The sequence below is a fragment of the Amycolatopsis sp. Poz14 genome (assembly GCF_006704225.1).
Lineage (GTDB): Bacteria > Actinomycetota > Actinomycetes > Mycobacteriales > Pseudonocardiaceae > Amycolatopsis > Amycolatopsis nivea.
Map to the genome: position 1 here is coordinate 701,133 of NZ_JACLHD010000001.1, position 19,563 is coordinate 720,695.

Genomic DNA, 19,563 nt, shown 5'->3' on the forward strand with positions numbered 1-19,563 from the left:
GCGTGCCGCCGGACCCGGCCCACCGGCTATTCCGGGGCGGTGGCGGGATTGCCCGCGGGCACTCGGGAATCCGGTTCGACGGCCTGGTTCGCTGCTCGCGCCAGCCGGTTTCCCGCTGTCTCCTTGATCGCCAGCGCGGCGGCGAAACTCAGCGCGCCGCCCAGCATCGCGTAATAAGCCGGTGCGGCCGGATCGCCCGTGGTGACGATCAAACTGGTGGCGACGAGCGGCGCCGCTCCGCCGAAGAGCACCGCGCAGATGTTCCAGCCGAGACCCATGCTCGTGTACCGCGTGCCCACCGCGAACAGTTCCGGCAGGATCGGGAGGCAGGGCGCGAACGTCGCCGCGGTCAGCAGCCCCAGTACGGCCAGCGTCCACCCGAGAGTGGCGGTCCGCCCACTGCCCAGGAGCAGAAAACCCGGGTACGACAAGGCGGTCAGCGCACCCGAGCCCGCGATCAGCACCGGCCGCCTGCCGAACCGGTCGCTGAGCGCCGCGAACAGCGGCATGCCGACGCAGAACGCCGCGATGCCGACGACGTTCGCGAGCAGAGCGGCGGATCGTCCGTAGTGCAGCACCGAAACCAGATAGGTCGGCAGGTAGATCAGGTAGAGGTAGGTGAAGACCGTCAGGCCGGCGAGAATCGCGACAGTGAGGGCGATGGCGCGGAAATCGCGTCGCACACTCGCGCGCAGCGGAGCGTTTTCGACGCCGCCTTCCCGAGCCGCGGCCACGAACTCCGGGGTGTCGGCAAGCCGGAGCCGGAGGTACACGCCGACCAGGCCGAGGGGCAGGGCCAGCAGGAACGGCACCCGCCAGCCCCAGTTCGCGAGAGCGTCCGGCGAAACGGAACGGCTGACCGCGGCCGAGACCAGCGCGCCGGCCAGCAGCCCGAGCCCGATCGCCACCCCCAGCCACGAGAGCAGGAAGCCGCGGCGCCGCGCCGGCGCGAATTCGGCTACGTAGGAGATCGCGCCGCCGAACTCGCCGCCGACGGAGATCCCCTGTACCAGCCGGATCACCGTGAGCAGGATCGGCGCGGCCACCCCGATCTGGCCGTATGCGGGCAAAAACCCGATCAGCGTGGTGGCGGCCGACATCAGCAGGATCACGCCGGAAAGCACCGAACGACGTCCGTAGCGGTCGCCGAGGGGGCCGAAGATCATCGCGCCCAGCGGGCGTACCAGGTAGCTGGTCGCGAAGGCGGCGAAGGTCAGCAGCAACGACGCGGGCGCGGACTTCACCGGGAAGAACAGCGGACCGAAAACCGAAGCGAAGTAGGCGTAGACGACGAAGTCGTAGTACTCGACGAAGGTGCCGATCGAGGCGGCGGTCGCCGCCGTCCGGATTCTGAGTGGGGTGGCCTTGGCTGGTCGACTGGTCATCAGTGCCTCTCTCGTCATTGAGATGGGGGCCTCGGGAAGCGAAACGGTAAGCCGCTTGTGACACTCACGTCAAGTTATCGACACGGGTGAAACGACCTGGTCGCCGGAAGTGCCGATCTTGGCGCGGGCCCGGACCGTCACGACCGAAAGACGCCAGCTTCGCCCGTCGGCCGGCGCTTCGATGGTTGAAAGCGAAACAAACGGAAGGGACGGACATGAACCTCGACGGCAAAGTGGCGCTGGTGACTGGCGGGAGCCGCGGAATCGGTGCGGCGACGGCACTGCGGCTCGCCGAGGCCGGTGCGGACGTAGTGCTCACCTACGCGGTGAACGCCGAGCAGGCAGCGGGCGTGGTCGACCGGATCAAGGCGCTCGGCAGGCGTGCGCTCGCGGTCGGTGCGGACAACGCGGACGCTGCGGCGGTCGAAGCCGCAGTGGAAGCGGCGGTCGCCGAGTTCGGGCGGCTGGACGTGCTGGTCAACAACGCGGGCGTTGGTTTCGTCGGTCCGCTGGAGCAGACCGGGATGGACGACGTCGACCGCGTGCTGGCGGTGAACGTGCGCGGCGTGCTGGCCGCGACCAAGGCGGCGGCCAAGCACCTGCGCGAAGGCGGCCGGGTGATCACGATCGGCAGCTGCGTGACCGATCGCGTGCCGGGGCCGGGGATGGTGCTGTACGCGGTCAGCAAGTCCGCGATGGTCGGGCTGACCAAGGCGCTGGCCCGCGAACTGGCGGCCAACGGCGTGACGGTGAACCTGGTGCACCCGGGGCCGACCGACACCGAAATGAACCCGGCCGACGGTCCGTACGCCGCGGACCAGGCGTCGATGACCGCGGCCGGCCGGTACGGCAATCCGGCGGAAGTCGCTGACGCGGTGGCCTTCCTGGCGTCGCCGGACAGCGCCTACATCACCGCCGCGACCCTGTCGGTCGACGGCGGGCACGCGGCCTAATCGCGGTAGAGGCCGACGTCGCGGGCGAGGTCGGTGAGCATGGCCTCGAACAGGACGTCCGGTTTGGACACCGGGATCGGGTAATTGCCGAACACCTCGAGGGTCACGTGGCCGTAGAGCCGCGCCCAGAAGGTGATCATCAGGTAGGTGAGCCCGAGGTCCAGCTTCTCCGGCGGGATCTCCCGCCCGGACTCCTTGAGCACCGTCAGCAGATCCTGCTGGAACGCGGTGAGGTCGTCGCGGAGTTCGGGCGGGACCACGTCGTTCGGCGGCATGACCAGGTCGTGCTGGGCGAGCACGTGGCCCGCCGCGGCGAGGAAGATCTTGCCGAACGGTTCGTCGAGCCTGCGCAGCGCGCTGCCGGTCGCGGTCCCGGTGGCCCCGGTCGGCGACGCGAACACCAGGGTGAATTCCTTGGTGTGGGTCAGCGCCCAGCGGCGGAACCCCTTGCAGATCTGGAACAGCTGCAGCAGGCCCTCGTCCTGCAGTTCCGCGATGTCCTCGGCGATTTCGGCGGCGAGGTCGGTGCAGACGTCGAGGCGGAGGCTTTCCAGCAGGTCGTCGCGGGATTCGTAGTAGCGGTACAGAGCCGGTGCGGTGATCCCCAGCTCCCGGGCGATGGCCCGCAGCGTGACGGCTTCCGGGCCCTGGCCTACCAGCAGGTTCCGCGCGGTCCGGCGGATGTCGGATTCGGTAGCCGCTCGCGCGCGACCCCTGCGTGTGGGGCTGCTCATCTGGGCAGTCTAGGTGGTCTGGACACCGATTTCGGCACTTGGCGGGAGAACCGGGGCGCCGCCGACGCCGATCACTCGGGGGGCTACGTGATCGGCGCCGGCGACCCGATGCCCTCTCCGGTGCGCTTCCGGTCGGGGCAACGTCATCGGCTCAAGTCCGGTGACGCTCGAAGAAGAGCGAAGCCCGTCGCAGAAGTGACGCCTGGGGGATACGGATCCCCCGATCGAGTGACGGACAGCCGCTGTTCCGCCTGATTGTCGCACTGAGCGCCAAGAAAGTTACAAACGCTTTCACTTTCGGGCACCGACGGCGGAAAGGAAGGGCCATGGCAGAGTGGCGGCATGAGTGCTGCGGTGCTGGTAGTCGGGTCCGCGAATGCCGATTTGGTGGTCCCGGTCGACCGTCGTCCCGGCGGCGGCGAGACGGTGCTGGGCGGCGACACCGCGTTGTCCCCCGGCGGCAAGGGCGCGAATACCGCGGTCGCGGCGGGAAAACTCGGCGCGGACGTCGCGTTGCTCGGTGCGGTCGGCGACGACCCCTACGGTCGATTGCTGCGGGATTCGTTGTCGAATGCGGGTGTCGATACGCAATTCGTTCGGACTGTCGATCGGCCTACCGGAATCGCTTACATCACCGTGACTCCGGACGGGGAAAACTCAATCCTCGTCTCCCCCGGCGCGAACTCCGCGCTGGAGCCCGGCGACATCACCGACGAAGCACTGGACGGCGTACGGGTGCTCGTCGCCTCGCTGGAAGTGCCGCTGCCGACGATCGAACGCGCCGTGGTGCGGGCGCGGGAAAACGGCGTGCGGGTGCTGCTGAACCTCTCGCCGGCGGCCGAGGTCTCGCCGGAAACGCTGGCCGCGCTGGACGTCCTGCTGGTCAACGAGCACGAGGCCGCCTACCTGCTCGGTTCGGAGGACGCTGACCCGCGCAAGCTGCTCGAGCTCGGCCCGCGCGCGGCCGTGGTCACGCTCGGGGCCAAGGGCGCGGTGGTGCTTGAAGGCGACAAGTCGACAACCGTCGAGTCGCCCAAGGTGGAAGCGGTCGACACCACGGGCGCGGGCGACGCGTTCGCGGGTGCCCTGGCGGCGGCTCTCGCCGATGGTGCTGACCTGGTCGAAGCCGCCTATCGGGCAGTGAAAGTCGCTGCGGTGACCGTGACCCGGCATGGCGCCCAGCCGTCGTATCCGACGGCTGCCGAGCTGGAATGAGCCGCGTCCGGGCCGTGTTGCAGGTCACGTGGGCGATTCGTTCGGTTCGGCGTGGTGGCAGGGGTACGCGACCCGGTTGCGGAGGATCGCGGCAGCGCGTGATCCGCTGGCGTTGATGCCGCTCGACGAGACGCTCGCCGCGCTGGGCCGCACCGCGGAAACCTACGAGGGCCTGCGCAAAGTCCCGGTCGACGGCGTAGTGGGCTCCCTCGCGCGCGCCGAGGATTTCGACCGGCTGTTCCGGCCCCGCAACCGTGCGCTGCGGGACCGTTGGCGCGCGATCGCCGATGCGGTCGGGGAGCTTCCGCCGGTGCGGCTCGTGCGGCTGGGCGACATGTACTTCGTGGAGGACGGACACCACCGGATCGCGCTGGCCAGGGCTCGCGGGGCGGAGGCGGTGCTCGCGGAGGTGCGGTCGGTCTGCACGGTCGCGTTCGCGATGCGCTGCCTGACACTGGCGGACCTGCCGTCGAAGCGGGCCGAACGGATGTTCCTGGAGCGGGTCCCGCTCGCCGACGCCGACCGGACCGACCTGTGGCTGGACGACCCGGCGGACTGGTTCCGGCTCGCGGACTCGGCGGAGGCCTGGGGTTTCCGGCAGACTTTGCGGGGCCGGGCGCTGCGCGATCGCGCGGAACTGGCCCGCGCGTGGTGGCACGAGGAGGTGCGTCCGGTGGTCGAACGGGTGCGAAATCGGGAATCAGTCGCGGCGCCGCGAGAGATCGCGGTCTACGTGAGCTATGGTCTAGACCATGTCTGAGAGTGCTGCCGCTCCGGCCGAGTCCGTTGCCGGTTCCTCGCTGACCGGGGTCGCGGTGAGCCCCGGACGCGCGAGCGGACCCGTCGTACGGGTCGCCGAGCCGCTCGGGGAACCCGCCAGCACGCCCGCGCCGGACGATCCGGCGGCGGAGGCGGCCCGGATCGAACCCGCCGCGCAGGCGGTCGCCGCGCGGCTGGAAGCGCAGGCCGAGGCCGCGACCGGGGAAGCCGCGACGATCCTCGTCACGACCGCCGCGATGGCCGCCGACCCGGCGCTCGCGTCTCAGGCTCAACAGCTGGTGACGGCGCGGAACCTACCCGCGGCCCGCGCCGTCTACCAGGCCGCCGAAGGGTTCGCCGACGCGTTGGCGGCCGCGGGCGGGTACATGGCCGAGCGGGTCCGCGACGTCCGGGACGTGCGCGACCGGCTCGTCGCCGAACTGCTCGGCATCGCCCCGCCCGGGGTGCCCGAACTGACGTCGCCGAGCGTTCTCGTCGCCCGCGACCTCGCCCCCGCCGACACCGCGGGGCTCGACCCGGCGAAGGTGCTCGCGCTGGTCACCGAGGAGGGCGGTCCGACGAGCCACACCGCGATTCTCGCGCGGGCGCTGGGGATTCCGGCGGTCGTCGCGGTGCGCGGGCTGCTGGCTTCCGACGCCAAGGCGCTGTCGGTCGACGGCGACACCGGCGTGATCGAGGCAGTCGACCCGTCCGCGCCGATCGTCACCGCCGCCGCGTCCGGGCCGGCTGAGTGGAACGGCGTCGGCGAGTTGTCCGACGGGCACCGGGTGAAGGTGTACGGCAACGTCGGCTCTCCGGCCGACGCGCAGGCCGCCGCGGACGCGGGTGCCGAGGGCGTCGGGCTGTTCCGCACCGAATTCTGCTACCTCGACGCACCGGCCGAGCCGTCCGTCGAAGAGCAGCGAAAAGCTTATGCCGCAGTGCTTTCGCCGTTCCGCGGCAAGCCGGTCATCGTGCGCACGCTGGACGCGGGCGCGGACAAACCGCTCGCGTTCCTGTCCCCGGACGACGAACCCAACCCGGCGCTCGGCGTGCGCGGCGTGCGGATCGCGTTCGACCGGCCGGAGGTGCTCGACCGGCAGCTCGAAGCCATCGCGGGCGCGGCGGAGGACTCCGGCGCGGAAGTTTCGGTGATGGCCCCGATGGTCGGCACCGTCGAGGAAGCCGCGTGGTTCGCCGAACGCGTGCGCGCCGCCGGGATCGCGCGCGCGGGCGTGATGATCGAGATCCCCGCCGCCGCGCTGCTGGCGCGGGAGATCCTCGGCGTAGTCGATTTCGTGTCCGTCGGCACGAACGACCTGGCCCAGTACACCTTCGCCGCCGACCGCCAGCTCGGCGCGGTGGCGAAGCTGAACGACCCGTGGCAGCCCGGTTTGCTGCGCCTGCTGAAGCTGATCGGCGACGCGGCGGAAGCGACCGGCAAACCGGCGGGCGTCTGCGGTGAGGCGGCGGCCGACCCGCGGCTCGCGCTGGTGCTGGCCGGGCTCGGCCTGACGAGCCTGTCGATGAACGCACCGGCGGTCCGCGCGGTCGGCGCGAGCCTGGCGACGGTGTCGAGGGAGAAGGCCCGCGAGATCGCCGCGGCCGCGCTCGCCACCGCCGATCCGGCCGCGGCGCGCAAGGCCGTCGCGGACGCTCTTTCCTAGCCGAGGGACGCCGGATCCGGGTGAGAGATGGGGTAACCGGATCCGGCGCCGGGCGCTGGTCAGCCGAAGATGCCCCGCCGAGGGTGGCGGATGACCAGCGAGCCTCCGTGGATGCGCCCGGTCAGCACGTAGCGCGGGGTGCCCGCGCGGCCGTTGCTGCCGGTCTTGTCGTCGAGCGAGCCGAACTTGATCTCGGTGATCGAGTTGTAGTCCACCGCCGCGTGCTGCGGGATGATCAGCTCGACCGAACCCCACTTCGAGTCGAGTTCGATCTGCACCACCGGGGTGGCGACGCGGGCCTCGGTGAAGTCGAGTTTGGTGCTGCCGTACTTGTTGCGCACCACCATCGCGGCCGGGACCTGCCACGGGCCGCTGCGCTGCAGTGACGAGTACTTGGCGTTGAGCTCGAGCCGCTGGCCCAGCCCGTAGTTCGGCCCGTAGCCGGGCGGTTCGGGCGTCGGCGCGTACTGCGGAGCCGCGCCGGGGTGCACCAGCCCGGGCAGGTCGGCGAGGACCGCGTTGAGGTCGCCCCGGGTGCGGGCCGCGAGTGCCTGGTCGGTGCGTTCGGTGAACTCGTCGAGGGTGAGCATCCCTTGTCCGATGGCTTTCTGCAGCACGCCCACGACGTGCTCGCGTTCGTCGTCGGACACCCGGATGTCGCGCGCGGTCAACGGCTTGGTCTCGGTCGCGGGCTGCGCGGCGGTCGTCTCTTCCTCGGCCATGGCATCGATGGTAGAACTCGATTTCCGCTGGCAGATCGGGGAAAAACCCTGAACGGACCCGTACTTCGCGCGATGGTCGCCCTTGCCGCGGCCTGCTGTCTGCTGACCTCCTGTACGAGCGAGGCTCCCGCGCCCGCCCCGGTGAGTTCTGCGCGGCCCGCTCCGACCACCCCTCCGCCGACCGGCCTCGACGGGCTCGTCGCCACCGGCGGCATCGGCGTGGAGTTGCTGCTGGCCACGTCGCCGCCGACGGTGTTCGACGCCGATTCGGGCGTGCGCGCAACTCTGCCCGGCGTTCCCGGCGGGCAGCGGACGGTGTCCGTGCTGCGCGTCGGCCACACCCCGGTCGTGCTGACCGCGCCGACCTGCCAGCAGTCCTCCTGCGACCCGGCCGAGGTGTACGTCTACCTGGGACTTTCGGCCCCGCGGTCGCTCGGCAAAGCGGTGAGCGCGGCTCCGGGCGCGGACGGCACCAGCGTGTGGCTGATCCGCGAGGACGGTCCGGACCTCTGCCGGTTGGAGCACGTCGCCCTCACCGGTACCTCGTTCGGCCGGGGCACCGTGGCGTCGTGCCACACACTCGTCCGGGTGGAGACCTCGCACGGGTTGCTGATCACCGTCGGCAGCGGCACCGCCGAAACCGTCGACGTCCTGATCGACCCGGCCACCGGGCGGACCGTGCAGCAGTCGCCGCGCATTCTCGCCGCCGCCGGTGATCGGCTCGTCCTCGGCGGGCTGACCGACCTGACCGTGCTCGATTTGCGCAGCGGAGCGCGGAAACCGGTGGCCCTGCCGGTGCCCGCGCCCAACCCGTACGTCCTGCCGAGCCGGGACGGCGATGTCGCGGCGGTCGATTTCGGCACCCCGTCGTTCCCCGGAACCGGTACGCAGACCCGGGATCTGTGGCTGCTGAACCTGCGCGACGGCAGCTGGCAGCAGGCTCCGTCGATGCCGTATTCGACGGAGAACCTGAAGCATTCCGGTCTGGATTGGACGGAAGCCGGCGACCTGGTCATCGACGACGGGGCGGTCGCGGCGTGGCATCCAGGCGAACCGGCCTGGCGACTGGGGAAGGCGAAACTCGCCGCGGCACAGCAGGCCGCCGGGGTCGCGACCTCCTGAGAATCAGTCCTCGTCGAGGCCGTGCTCGATCGCGTAGCGCGCCAGCTCGACCCGGTTGTGCAGCTGGAGCTTCCGCAACGTCGACTGCACGTGGTTCTCCACCGTCCGGTGCGACAGCACCAGCCGTTCCGCGATCTGCCGCGCGGTCAGTCCCTTCGCGACCAGCCGGAGCACGTCGGTCTCCCGGTCGGTGAGCCGCGGCGGCTCCGGCGCGCCGTCCGGGACGTCGGCCATCCGCCGGTACTCGCCGAGCACCAGTCCGGCCAGTCCGGCTGTGAACACCGGGTCGCCGTCGGCCGTGCGGCGCACCGCGTCCACCAGTTCCGCCGCGGACGCCGATTTCACCAGGTAACCCGACGCTCCCGCCTTCACCGCTTCCAGCACGTCGTTGTGTTCGCCGCTGGCCGAGAGCACCAGCACCCGCGTGTCCGGCGCGGCCGCGGTGATCTCGCGGGTCGCTTCGACGCCGGACGTGCCGCCGAGGTTCAGGTCCATCAGCACCACGTCCGGCCGCACCGCGCGCGCGATCCGGATCGCCGCCGGGGCGTCCGGCGCGGTCGCGGCCACCTCGAACCCGTTCTCGCTGAGGTCGCGGGCCACGCCGTCGCGCCACATCGGGTGGTCGTCGACCACCATCACGGAGATCGTCCGTTCCGTCATCGTCCGTCCCTCATCGTGGTTGGCACCCGCACTTCCCACTCCGTGCCGCGGCCGGGAGCGCTGTCCAGCACCGCGGTCCCGCCGAGGTCGTCCACCCGGCCGCGAATCGACTTCACCACCCCGAGCCTGCCCTCGGCCGCCGCCTGTTCGAGCCTGCCGCCCGCGATCCCCGGGCCGTCGTCGCGGACGCTCACCACGACCTCGTCGCCGAGGTCTTCGAGCAGGACCCAGGCGTGCGCGTCCGGACCAGCGTGTTTCTCCACGTTGGCCAGTGCTTCGCGGGTGATCGCGACGAGTTCCTCGGTGACGTGCGCGGGCAGGTCCACGGTTCCGGCCGGCGTCGAGACCTGCACCGATGTGGTCGACAGCAACTGCAACGCCGAACGGAGGTCCACAGTGTCGCCGGACCGCGTCGGCTCGGTGCTCACCAACGCGCGCAACGCGACCTCCTGCTCGCCCGCGAGCCTCGCCAGCTCCGCTGCTTCACCGCCTGCTTCGAGACCGCGACGCCGTACGCGCGCGAGTACCTGAAGCACGCTGTCGTGAATCGAGCGCGCGAGCCGTTCGCGCTCGGCTGTCGCTGCTTCGGTGCGAAGTGCGCGCGCGAGCGCTTCGGCGGAGCTACGCGCGAGCGTCGCCGCCATGCCGACAAGGAGACCGCTCGCGCACAACAGCACTCCGTCACGGATGACGTCGATGTCGACGTTCGCGCGCGCGACACCAGTGCTTACTGCCACGACGAGGCCCGCCGATACGCCAAAGCGCGCGCCGAAACGCGTTGCCACCGCGATCGGTGCTACTGCCGCCCAGACCGTGGTGATCAACGGCGTGGTCGCGTTGTCGAACTGCGCCTCCGACAGGATCCACGGCGACGTGAGCAGGAGCGCTGTGGTGAGGACGAGGTCGAAGATCACCAGCCAGCGGCGCCGTCCGTTCTCGCGCACGTACGCCAGACTCGACACGACCGACCACACGGCCATCACTCCGATGACGACCCATCCCAGCCACGGCCGCTGGAAGCCGTTGTGGTGCGCGATCGCCACTGCCAGCGCGAACAACCACGTGACGACGCGCAGCACCACGACACCGCGCCACAGCGGTGCCGCCGGATCTCGGGAAGGTCGAACAGTCACTTCTTGTCTTCTGTGCTTTCTGTGTCTTTGCCGGAGCCGGACTCCTTGTCGTCCGCGCCCTCTTCCGGATCGTCGTTCGGGTTGGCGGCTTGGCTGTGCAGCGCGTCGACGGTCGCCGGATCCGGATCGTGTTCGTGCAGCAGGGACCGGACCCCGGCGTTGAGCACGGCCAGCAGCGGCACCGCGAGCAGCGCGCCCGCGATCCCCGCGGCGACCAGGCCGATGGCGATCGCCAGCACCACCGCGAGCGGGTGCAGCCGCACCGCGCGGCCGAGCAGCAACGGCTGCAGCACATGGCTTTCCAGCTGCATCACGCCGACCACGATGGCCAGCACGACCACCGCGCCGATGACGCCCTTCGACACGAGCGCGATCAGCACCGCGACGCCGCCGGTGATCAGCGCGCCGATGATCGGGATGAACGCGCCGAGGAACACCAGCGTCGCCAGCGGGATCACCAGCGGCACGCCGACGATCCACAGCCCGATGCCGATGCCGACCGCGTCGACCACGGCCACCGCGGCGGTCGCGCGGATGTAGCTGACGAGCGACGCGAAGCCGCGCCGCCCCGCCACGTCCACGCGATTGCGCACCCGCGTCGGCACGCCGCGCACCAGGAACGACCAGATGCCGTCGCCGCCGGCGAGGAAGAAGATCGTGACGAAGAGCGTCAGCACGAAGCCGGTGAGGATCTCGCCGACGGTGCCCGCGGTGGTCAGCGCGGTGGTGGTGATCGAGGCCTGGTTGTTCTGCAGGAAGCCGATGGCCTGGTTGATGAAGTCCTGGATCTGCTCCTGGCGCAGGTGCAGCGGACCGTTGATGAGCCAGTCCTTGATCTGGTTGAGGCTCGTGGTCAGTTGCTGCTGCAGTTCCGGGAGGCCGCTGGAGAACTGGGTGATCACGAAGGTCAGCAGCCCGCCGAGCACCGCGAGCCCGGCCACGAGCACGATCGCCGTGGCCAGTCCGCGCGGGAAGCGGATCTGCACGAGCCGCGACACCGCGGGGGCGAGCAGCGCCGAAAGCAGCAGCGCGATCGACACCGGCACCACGACCGAGGCGAGGTAGCCCAGCAGCCACACCACGGCGTACAGGGCGGCGACGACCACGATGAACCGCCACGACAGGGCGGCGGATACGCGCAGTCCGCGCGGGATGAAGCCGGTGACGTCGGCGACTGGTTCGGAAAGGGACGGTTGTTCGCGTTGTCCGCGCCCTGGCTGGCTCACGGGGTCAACCGTATCGGCCCCGTCGACCGAAACCGGGCGGATCGCCCGGTGCGGGGCGCGAATCACCGTTTCGCCGGGCCGCGCGAACCGACTCCGGAGTAACCGGCCGTCTTCTCCGGGGATGACCCATCGTGAGACCCGGCCACACTCTGTGTTGTTCACACGATGGTGGCATCAAGCCGTGTCAAGGATGCGCGGCGACCCCTAAATTTGGTTGTCTCGGTTTTGCACCACCGCGGAACTGTGTCGTTCCCGGCAAAAACCGAAATCATTTTTTACCCGAGGAGAAATCACCTGTGACGGACGACGCTGTGCACGAGAGGCGGGGCGCGACGCGCTTCGGCCGTCTCGCGTCGCGTGCGTTGTTCGTCGTCGGCGGCGCGCTCGCGGCCACCGCGGCCGCGTGGACCGTCTCCTCTTCCGCCGCTTCGGCGGACCCGGTCGACGCGAGCGTCACGCCGGTCACCGACGCGACGGCCGCCGGAATCGGCGACGTCACCGACGGCGCGGCCCGGTTCGCGGGCGACGTCACCGGTGCGGTGCAAGGGCTTTCGTCGTGCGGCCAGGGAGCTACCACGTGGTCTGAACCAGGCACGTCGCGGCCCACCTGCTCGCTCGGCCAGCTCGGCGGCGCGCACCGCGACGACCTCGACGGAGGCCCGCAGGCCGCCGGAAAGGTCAGCGACGCGGTGAGCGACCTCGGCCAGCACGCGGTCGTCAAGCCGGTGGAGCGCACGCTCGGCTCGCTCGAGCACATCGCGCGCAAGCCGGAGGACGCCCGCCAGGTGATCGCCGACGCGACCACCCCGCCGCCCGCGGCGCAGGATTTCGGCCGGAAACTGTGGGATCTGCTCGACCCGAGCGCTCCCTCGAACCTGGTCGACCTGCCGAAACTGCCGACCGCGCCCGCTCCGGAATCCGAGCAGACGCCCGCGCCCGGCATTCCCGAGCAGCCCGCCGAGGCGGAGCAAAACCTCGGCGCGGCCGCGATGAGCACGTCCGACGCGTTGCAGTCGGTCTTCCCGGCGATGGACGTCCAGTCCGTCGATCCGGTGCAGGGTGCCGAACTGCCGCAGCGCCACCACGGCGACCGCGGCCTGCCCGGCGCCCCGTTCTCCCCGGCGCAGCTTCCCGCCGCGCCGCTTTCCATCCCGAACTCCCCGGCCGGTGGCAGCACCGCGCCCGGTGGACACCTCGACGGTTTGAACTTCGGCGTTCCCTCCTGGGTCGTCGCCGCCGTCGACAACGCCGTGGCGGGTTCGACCCGCACCGGCCTCGCGCACACGCCGCGCACCCCGGGCGAGCAGCCCGGCGTCACTCCTGACTGATCCACTTCACCCGCGGGGTCGTTGACGCACCCACGCGCACATCTTCGTGTGCCGTCACCGTCATCGACACATCTCCCGCGGGTTTTTCGCGCGCTGCGCAATTTCCGCGCACGCATTCCCGGTGCATTCCCTCACGAAACAGGGCGCACCTCCACAAACCCGCAAGGGACCCCGATATGAAGGAGAAAAATCCCATGCAGACCTGGGCAAAGCGCGGACTCCAGACCGCGTTGGTCACGGGTGGGTTGCTGATGCTGGGCACCGGCATCGCCTCGGCCGACGAGAACGTCAACCCGGACACCCCGGCCTCCCCGCTTGATCTCAACGTCACCGTCCCGATCGACGAAGCCAACAACGCGATCGGCACCCCGCTCGGGCAGGTCGACCTCCCGGCGCACCACAACGAGATCAGCACCAAGCCCGTCACCTCCGCCGTCAAGGGAGCGCTCGCCTCGGCGAAGACGCCCGGCGGCTCCGCGGGCAGCCTGACCGACAGCCTCCCGAAGGCGGACGCGCCCCGTCAGCTCACGCCGACCCAGGACGCGTTCAAGGGCAACAAGGTCAACGGCGACGTCGTCGTCCCGATCCAGATCGTCGACAACGCGGTCGGTGTCATCGGCGACGCCCACGTGCAGGGCGGCGACCACGACCAGACCTACAGCCACAACCAGGACGTCGCGACCGACGGCAAGCACTCCGGCATCGCGGGCAACGTCGTGGCGCTCGACTACGCGCTCCCGGTGCAGATCGCGGGCAACGGCGTCGGCCTTGCCGGCGGCAGCGGCGCGGTCCACGGCGGTTCGGCGCACCAGAGCACCAGCGAGACCGGCAACATCGACACCACCGGCGAGGGCTCCGGCCTGTCCGGCAACGTCGTCGGCGGCCAGTTCGCGACCCCGGTCCAGGTGACCGGCAACGCCGCGTCCTGGATCCTCGGCAACGCCTACAGCGGCGGCTACAACGCCGACACCACCGCCACCTCCGGCGGTTCGATGAAGTCCAACGGCAAGGGCGCCGCGGGCAGCGGCAACGTGGTCGGCGCTCCGATCGCGCTGCCGGTCAAGTTCAACGGCAACGCCGGCGGCGTGTGGGGCTCGGACGCGGACTCCACCTCGAGCTCCTCGGCCGACGCCAAGGCGGGCGACACCCGTCCGGGCAGCCTGAAGGGCATCCCGACCTACATCGAGACCGACGGCGACCAGTCGTTCCTGTCCGGCAACGCCGCCGCCGCGCAGGCCAGCCCGGTCGCGAACGTCGCGTCCGTCGCCGGCTCGTGGATCGGCAACGCCACCACCGGCGTGGCCGGCCGCCAGGCGTCCTCCTCCACCCACGAGACCACCGCCACCTCCGGCGGCTTCGTGAAGACGAACGGCAACGACGCCGCCGGCTCGGCCAACGTGGTCGACCCGGCAGTGGCGCTTCCGGTCGAGGCGTGCGGCGTGGGCGGCACCTACATCGGCCGCGCGGTCGCGAACTGCGACAACACCACCACCGCGACCTCCGGCGACGGCAGCTACACGACCGGCAACGGCTCGACGCTGACCGGCAACATCATCAACAGCCAGATCGCGGGCGCCCCCGAGGTGCACGGCATCGGCGGCAGCCACATCGGCAACGCCTCGGGCACCTCGACCGAGACCAAGACCGTCACCGCGGGCAACTACGACGGCACCCAGGGCAACGACTCGTCCGGCTCGGGCAACATCGTGCAGGTCCCGGTGGCCGCGCCGGCCGAGGTGTTCGGCGTGGGCGGCTCGTTCATCGGGCAGGGCTCGGGCGACGGCTCCGAGACCAAGGTCGTGAAGGCGGGCGGCGGCGGCAACACCGCTGACGACAACGGCTTCCTCAGCTCGAACCTCGGCACCGTCCCGGTGTCGACCCCGGTGCAGCTGTTCGGCATCGGCGGTTCGTTCGTCGGCCAGGGCCACGGCAAGGCCAGCAACGACACCACCTCCACCGCGGGCCAGGACGTGCACGCGACCGGTGCGGGCGGCGCGGGCGCGGGCAACCTCGTCGAGGCCCCGGTTTCGCTGCCGGTGCAGGGCCACGGCGTCGGCGGTTCGGTGGCCGGCATCGGCACCGGCATGTCGGACAACCTGACCGACTCGACCGCGGGCGGCGACGCCACGGCCGACGGCAAGGACGGCGCGCTCGCCGGCAACATCGTCAAGGCTCCGGTCGCCGGTGCGGGCACGATCTTCGGCGACGGGCTCGCCGGGGGCGCGATCGGCCACGGCACCGCCACCAACGACATCACCTCGACCGCGGGCGGCGACGCCACCACCAACGGTGACGGCGGCGCGGTCGCCGGCGACATCGTCGGCGTGGACCCGGCACCGGTCGCGCAGGTCTTCGGCGACGCGGTTTCGGTCGCGGGCGTGTCCTCGGGCGACGCCATGAACAACACCGTCGTCACCGACGCCGGCAAGGACACCACGTCGGGCATGGAAGGCTCGATCTCGGGCGACATCCTCGACTTCCCGGTGCCGGTCGTCGCGCAGGTCTTCGGCGACGCGGTCGCGGTGGGCGGCGTGGCGCACGCGGTCGGCGACAACGTCACCACCGTGACCGACGGCGACGACGCCACCAGCACCGACGGCACGGGCTCGGCGCTGTCCGGCTTCGACTACTACCACCCGCTGGGTGCGCTGGTGCAGATCTTCGGCGTGCCGCTGGAGGTCATCGGCGTGGCCACCGCCGAGGCTCCCAACTCGACGACGGTCGACCCCGAGCCGGCCATCGACGTGCCGTTCGGCGGCGAGATGGGCGCTGACCAGCTCCCCGCGCTGCCGGCCGTCCCGGGTCTGCCGGGCGGTTCCTCGGCCGCGCCGTCGCTGCCGTCGGCTCCGGCGCTGCCGGGCCTGTCGGGTCTGCCCACCGCCACCACGCTCCCCGCCCCGGCGCTGCCGGGTGCCGAGCGCGCTGACGTGCCGCAGGTCAGCGGCCTGTCCGCGCTGGGTCAGCTGAACCAGCTGAAGGGTGCTTCGGCGCTGCCGCAGGTCTCCGGGCTGCAGAACGGCATCCACCTGCCGTCGGCTCCGGCCGTTCCGGCTCTGCCCGGCGTTCCGGCCCTGCCGGGTGCCGCCGCGCAGCGTGCGGACGTTCCGGCCCTTCCCGCTCAGCTGCCGGTGAAGACGTCGCTGCCGACGCTGAACCAGCTGCCGGCCGTCGCCGCGCTGCCCGCCGTGCCGGGTGCGCCGACGACCCTGCCGACCACGATGCCGACCGCTCCGGCCGTGCCGGCGATCGGTGACGCGACCGGTCCGCTGGGTGCGTTCCAGAAGCTGGCCGCGAAGGTGACCAGCATCTTCAAGAAGTGAATCGCTTCGCCTGAAGCGAGCCGGGGATAACCCGGGACGGGCCCGGAAGCCACGTGCTTCCGGGCCCGTTTTTTGTGCTGGGTCAGGAGAATTCGAGCGACCGCTTCGCCAGTCCGTGCCAGAAACCGTCGATCACCGTGCGGCCCTCGCCTTCGGCCGAGCTGGCGCCGAGCGAGACGAACAGCGGCGCGAAGTGCTCGATCCGCGGGTGCGCCATCGCGGCGGCCGGGGCCTTGTGCTGGAAGTCGAGCAACGCGTCGAGGTCGCGGGCGCGCAGCATTTCGTCGCCCCAGTGGTCGAATTCCGCGGACCATCCCGGCGGGGTTCCGTCGCTGCCGTCGACCTCCCGCATCGCGCGGAGGTTGTGGGTGAAGAATCCGCTGCCGATGATCAGCACGCCCTCGTCGCGCAGCGGCGCGAGCTTGCGGCCGAGGTCGTAGAGCGCCCGAGGGTCGAGCGAGGGCATGGAGATCTGCAGCACCGGGACGTCGGCTTCGGGGAACATCTCCACGAGCGGGACGTACGCACCGTGGTCGAGGCCGCGGTCCGGGGCGTCGTGCACCGGGGTCGCGGTCGAATGCAGCAGCTTGCGCACCCGCGCGGCCAGCTCCGGCGCACCCGGCGCGGCATATTTGACCTGGTAGTAGTGCTCGGGGAAGCCCCAGAAGTCGTAGACGAGCGGGACCGTCGTGGTGGCCCCGAGCGTCAGCGGTGCCTCTTCCCAGTGCGCCGAAACGACCAGGATCGCGCGAGGTTTCGCCAGGTCAGCGGACCATTCCGCGAGCTGGCGGGTCCACGTCGCGTCGTCGGCGAGCGGCGGCGCACCGTGGCTCAGGTACAGGACCGGGGTGCGGGTCGCCATGACTGCCTCCAAGTGTTTGAAACTTCAACTACTACGGTACGCCTGGTTCGCGGACTTGGCGAATTCGTCCTCGGCGGCCGCCTCCGTGCGCCAGACTCGACCGGTGAAGTTCTTCTGCTACCACCGGGACCGCCCAGGCTCCGCCGCGTTGCGCGCCGAGCTGGTCGAAGCGCATTGGTCCTATATGGACGGTTTCGCCGCCGAACTGATCGCCCGCGGCCCGACCCTGGACGGCGAAGTGCCGACCGGCAGCGTGCACATCGTCGATCTCCCGGACGCCGCCGCGGTCCGCGAATTCGCTTTCGCGGAACCGAATTACCAGGCCGGCGCCTATCGGGACGTCCTGATCCGCCGCTGGGACAACGCTCTTGACCGCACGATGTGGGACTTCCCCGGCGACCCGGAGGCGGCGAACCTGTATTTGGTGCTGGGCTTGGGTTCCGGCCCCGCCGTCGACCTCGAACCGTCCGCCACGGAGTCCCTGATCGCCTACGGCCCCCTGTGGTCCGACGACGGCACCGCCTGGCTCGGCACGGCAGCCCTGGTGCAAGCCGCCGATGCCGACACGGCCCGCGCACTCCTCACCGCGGAGCACTATGCCGCGATCGAGGTGCACGACTGGGCTCCCGGCGGCCGCTCCTGAAGGACCGGCAGGCCCGGCTCGGGTCAGTCGTGGGCCAGGTCGGCGAAGCGGCTGTAGTGCAGCTGGTGCGCGACCACGATCGTGCTCGTCGGACCGGCACGGTGCTTCGCCAGGATCAGGTCGGCCTCGCCGGCGCGCGGGTCGTCGCGTTCCCAGGCGTCCGGGCGGTTGATCAGGATGACGATGTCCGCGTCCTGCTCCAGTGAGCCGGATTCACGCAGGTCCGACAGCATCGGCTTCTTGTCGGTGCGCTGTTCCGGACCACGGTTCAGCTGGGAGATCGCGATCACCGGCACCTCGATCTCCTTCGCCAGCAGCTTGAGCTGACGGGAGAATTCCGAGACTTCCTGCTGCCGCGATTCGACGCGCTTGCCGGAGGTCATCAGCTGCAGATAGTCGACGACCACGAGCTTGAGGTCGTGCCGCTGCTTGAGCCGGCGGGCCTTCGCGCGGATCTCCATCATCGTCATGTTCGGCGAGTCGTCGACGAACAGCGGGGCTTCCGAGACCTCGCTCATCCGCCGGGCCAGCCGCGTCCAGTCGTCGTCGGACATCTTGCCGCCGCGCATGTCGGCGAGGCGGATTTTCGCCTCGGCCGACAGCATGCGCATCACGATCTCGGTCCGGCTCATTTCCAGCGAGAAGATGACGCTGGTCAGGCCGTGTTTGATGGAGGCGGAGCGAACGAAGTCCAGGCCGAGAGTCGACTTGCCGACACCGGGACGGGCCGCGACGATGATCATCTGGCCGGGGTGCAGGCCGTTGGTCAGCTCGTCGAAGTCGGCGAACCCGGTCGGGATGCCCTGGGACTGGCCGCCGCGCGAGGCGATCGCGTCGATCTCGTCCATGGTCGGCTGGAGCAGGTCCTCCAGCGCGACGTAGTCCTCGCTCGTGCGGCGCTCGGTGACGTCGTAGATCGCGGCCTGCGCGCGGTCGACGACCTCGTCGATGTTCGCGCCGTCCGCCGCGGCCGCGCCGTAGCCGTACTGCACGATGCGCGTGCCCGCCTCCACGAGACGGCGCAGCACCGCCTTCTCGGACACGATCTCGGCGTAGTAGCCCGCGTTGGCCGCGGTGGGCACGGTCGCGATGAGGGTGTGCAGGTACGGCGCGCCGCCGACGCGGCCGAGTTCGCCGCGCCGCTCGAGTTCGGCCGCCACAGTGATCGGGTCGGCCGGTTCGCCGCGTCCGTAGAGGTCGAGGATGCAGTCGTAGACGGCCTGGTGCGCGGGCCGGTAGAAATCGCCGGGTCCGAGCGCCTCGATGACGTCGGCGACCGCGTCCTTCGACAGCAGCATGCCGCCGAGCACCGACTGCTCCGCCGCGATGTCCTGCGGCGGCTGGCGGTCGAACCCGCCGGGGCCGGGGTCGCTCGGACCCGGATCGGACTCCGCGTACGCCGGACCGCGGTCATCGGTCACCGCCACTGCCCGGACACCTCCCCTCGCCCAGCCGTCGTACCGGCCGTCCCCGTCGTCTCGCGTGCGCCTGTCCTGTGCCGAACCGCACCCGCCCGCCGCCGCCCGTGACGGTCAGCCCAGGCGAACACCTGTTCGAGTATGCCGGAATCGGCCCGGCTTTCCCACCCGCCCGTCCGGCCCCCTTCGATGATGGACCGGACGGTTCCCCGCACCGGTGACCGCCACGCGGAGCCACCGGGAGTACCGGGCGCGAACGCACGCTAGATCCCCCGGAAGGACGAGCGCAATTCCGGTTGTTGACCGTGCTGTGGACAACCTGTGGATGACTGGGGGCAACGAATCACAGGTACCCGTGAGCCTGTGGACAAAGTGGGGACAGTGCAGATCGGCTTCACTGAACCCGCAGGTCAAGG

At 70.8% G+C, this 19,563-nt stretch carries 16 protein-coding genes; 8 read left to right on the forward strand and 8 right to left on the reverse strand.

From position 1 onward, the window contains the following. Positions 1-26: 26 nt before the first annotated feature. Positions 27-1,385, reverse strand: a complete 1,359-nt coding sequence (locus FKO37_RS03555; RefSeq protein WP_238603719.1) for an MFS transporter — start codon at positions 1,383-1,385, stop codon at positions 27-29. A gap of 215 nt (positions 1,386-1,600) precedes the next feature. On the opposite strand from FKO37_RS03555, the gene FKO37_RS03560 reads away from it, so the two are divergent. Beyond that, entirely contained in the window at positions 1,601-2,338 is a 738-nt protein-coding gene (locus FKO37_RS03560; RefSeq protein WP_043831530.1) for an SDR family oxidoreductase, read from the forward strand. Here the strand turns inward: FKO37_RS03560 and FKO37_RS03565 are convergent. Beyond that, positions 2,335-3,072 (reverse strand): TetR/AcrR family transcriptional regulator, encoded by a 738-nt coding sequence (locus FKO37_RS03565; protein ID WP_037809097.1) that lies wholly within the window; start codon positions 3,070-3,072, stop codon positions 2,335-2,337. The two genes, FKO37_RS03560 and FKO37_RS03565, sit on opposite strands and share 4 nt — an antisense overlap. Before the next feature lie 342 nt (positions 3,073-3,414). Between FKO37_RS03565 and FKO37_RS03570 the strand changes: the two genes are divergently transcribed. From FKO37_RS03570 to ptsP, 3 genes are read left to right on the forward strand one after another with little or no spacing between them, the layout of a single operon-like run. Next, positions 3,415-4,287: a ribokinase gene (locus FKO37_RS03570; protein WP_238603720.1), complete on the forward strand. Its 873-nt coding sequence runs from the start codon at positions 3,415-3,417 to the stop codon at positions 4,285-4,287. A gap of 28 nt (positions 4,288-4,315) precedes the next feature. Next, complete coding sequence (locus FKO37_RS03575; RefSeq protein WP_238603721.1) at positions 4,316-5,047, forward strand: hypothetical protein; 732 nt, start codon at positions 4,316-4,318, stop codon at positions 5,045-5,047. Further along, positions 5,040-6,713, forward strand: a complete 1,674-nt coding sequence (gene ptsP / locus FKO37_RS03580) for a phosphoenolpyruvate--protein phosphotransferase (protein ID WP_238603722.1) — start codon at positions 5,040-5,042, stop codon at positions 6,711-6,713. Before FKO37_RS03575 ends, ptsP begins: the two co-directional genes overlap by 8 nt. A 59-nt stretch (positions 6,714-6,772) precedes the next feature. Here ptsP and FKO37_RS03585 read toward each other — a convergent pair whose 3' ends face one another. Beyond that, positions 6,773-7,435, reverse strand: a complete 663-nt coding sequence (locus FKO37_RS03585; RefSeq protein ID WP_037809093.1) for a DUF1707 domain-containing protein — start codon at positions 7,433-7,435, stop codon at positions 6,773-6,775. A gap of 72 nt (positions 7,436-7,507) precedes the next feature. Between FKO37_RS03585 and FKO37_RS03590 the strand changes: the two genes are divergently transcribed. Next, positions 7,508-8,557, forward strand: coding sequence for a hypothetical protein (locus FKO37_RS03590; protein ID WP_167754415.1), 1,050 nt, complete (start codon positions 7,508-7,510; stop codon positions 8,555-8,557). A 3-nt stretch (positions 8,558-8,560) separates the two neighbouring features. On the opposite strand, the gene FKO37_RS03595 is transcribed toward FKO37_RS03590, so the two are convergent. Genes FKO37_RS03595 through FKO37_RS03605 form a run of 3 tightly spaced genes read right to left on the reverse strand, consistent with a single transcriptional unit; the run spans position 8,561 to position 11,576 of the window. After that, positions 8,561-9,217 carry a response regulator transcription factor gene (locus FKO37_RS03595; RefSeq protein WP_037809091.1) on the reverse strand — a complete coding sequence of 219 codons (657 nt, stop codon included), beginning with the start codon at positions 9,215-9,217 and terminating at the stop codon, positions 8,561-8,563. Next, positions 9,214-10,350, reverse strand: coding sequence for a MacS family sensor histidine kinase (gene macS / locus FKO37_RS03600; RefSeq protein ID WP_134664183.1), 1,137 nt, complete (start codon positions 10,348-10,350; stop codon positions 9,214-9,216). Before macS ends, FKO37_RS03595 begins: the two co-directional genes overlap by 4 nt. After that, the gene (locus tag FKO37_RS03605; protein WP_134664185.1) at positions 10,347-11,576 is read right to left on the reverse strand and encodes an AI-2E family transporter; all 1,230 of its coding nucleotides are present in this window, start codon (positions 11,574-11,576) and stop codon (positions 10,347-10,349) included. Before FKO37_RS03605 ends, macS begins: the two co-directional genes overlap by 4 nt. 296 nt (positions 11,577-11,872) lie before the next feature. Between FKO37_RS03605 and FKO37_RS03610 the strand changes: the two genes are divergently transcribed. Together FKO37_RS03610 and FKO37_RS03615 are read left to right on the forward strand one after the other, a co-directional pair. Continuing rightward, positions 11,873-12,904, forward strand: coding sequence for a hypothetical protein (locus FKO37_RS03610; RefSeq protein ID WP_238603723.1), 1,032 nt, complete (start codon positions 11,873-11,875; stop codon positions 12,902-12,904). Between the two features lie 194 nt (positions 12,905-13,098). After that, positions 13,099-16,224, forward strand: a complete 3,126-nt coding sequence (locus FKO37_RS03615) for a PE-PGRS family protein (RefSeq protein WP_238603724.1) — start codon at positions 13,099-13,101, stop codon at positions 16,222-16,224. An 82-nt stretch (positions 16,225-16,306) separates the two neighbouring features. Here FKO37_RS03615 and FKO37_RS03620 read toward each other — a convergent pair whose 3' ends face one another. Continuing rightward, complete coding sequence (locus FKO37_RS03620; protein ID WP_238603725.1) at positions 16,307-17,086, reverse strand: dioxygenase; 780 nt, start codon at positions 17,084-17,086, stop codon at positions 16,307-16,309. A 103-nt stretch (positions 17,087-17,189) separates the two neighbouring features. Between FKO37_RS03620 and FKO37_RS03625 the strand changes: the two genes are divergently transcribed. Continuing rightward, positions 17,190-17,729, forward strand: a complete 540-nt coding sequence (locus FKO37_RS03625; protein WP_238603726.1) for a YciI family protein — start codon at positions 17,190-17,192, stop codon at positions 17,727-17,729. A 23-nt stretch (positions 17,730-17,752) separates the two neighbouring features. Here FKO37_RS03625 and dnaB read toward each other — a convergent pair whose 3' ends face one another. Beyond that, positions 17,753-19,156: a replicative DNA helicase gene (gene dnaB, locus FKO37_RS03630; RefSeq protein WP_037809085.1), complete on the reverse strand. Its 1,404-nt coding sequence runs from the start codon at positions 19,154-19,156 to the stop codon at positions 17,753-17,755. Positions 19,157-19,563: the final 407 nt, after the last annotated feature.

What these genes read in the sequence shown, in the direction of transcription:
- FKO37_RS03620 (WP_238603725.1), bottom strand. Translation starts at nt 17,086, where the DNA reads ATGGCGACCCGCACCCCGGTCCTGTACCTGAGCCACGGTGCGCCGCCG.
- FKO37_RS03595 (WP_037809091.1), bottom strand. Translation starts at nt 9,217, where the DNA reads ATGACGGAACGGACGATCTCCGTGATGGTGGTCGACGACCACCCGATG.
- FKO37_RS03585 (WP_037809093.1), bottom strand. Translation starts at nt 7,435, where the DNA reads ATGGCCGAGGAAGAGACGACCGCCGCGCAGCCCGCGACCGAGACCAAG.
- FKO37_RS03615 (WP_238603724.1), top strand. Translation starts at nt 13,099, where the DNA reads ATGCAGACCTGGGCAAAGCGCGGACTCCAGACCGCGTTGGTCACGGGT.
- FKO37_RS03555 (WP_238603719.1), bottom strand. Translation starts at nt 1,385, where the DNA reads ATGACCAGTCGACCAGCCAAGGCCACCCCACTCAGAATCCGGACGGCG.
- FKO37_RS03570 (WP_238603720.1), top strand. Translation starts at nt 3,415, where the DNA reads ATGAGTGCTGCGGTGCTGGTAGTCGGGTCCGCGAATGCCGATTTGGTG.
- FKO37_RS03560 (WP_043831530.1), top strand. Translation starts at nt 1,601, where the DNA reads ATGAACCTCGACGGCAAAGTGGCGCTGGTGACTGGCGGGAGCCGCGGA.
- ptsP (WP_238603722.1), top strand. Translation starts at nt 5,040, where the DNA reads ATGTCTGAGAGTGCTGCCGCTCCGGCCGAGTCCGTTGCCGGTTCCTCG.
- FKO37_RS03590 (WP_167754415.1), top strand. Translation starts at nt 7,508, where the DNA reads ATGGTCGCCCTTGCCGCGGCCTGCTGTCTGCTGACCTCCTGTACGAGC.
- FKO37_RS03565 (WP_037809097.1), bottom strand. Translation starts at nt 3,072, where the DNA reads ATGAGCAGCCCCACACGCAGGGGTCGCGCGCGAGCGGCTACCGAATCC.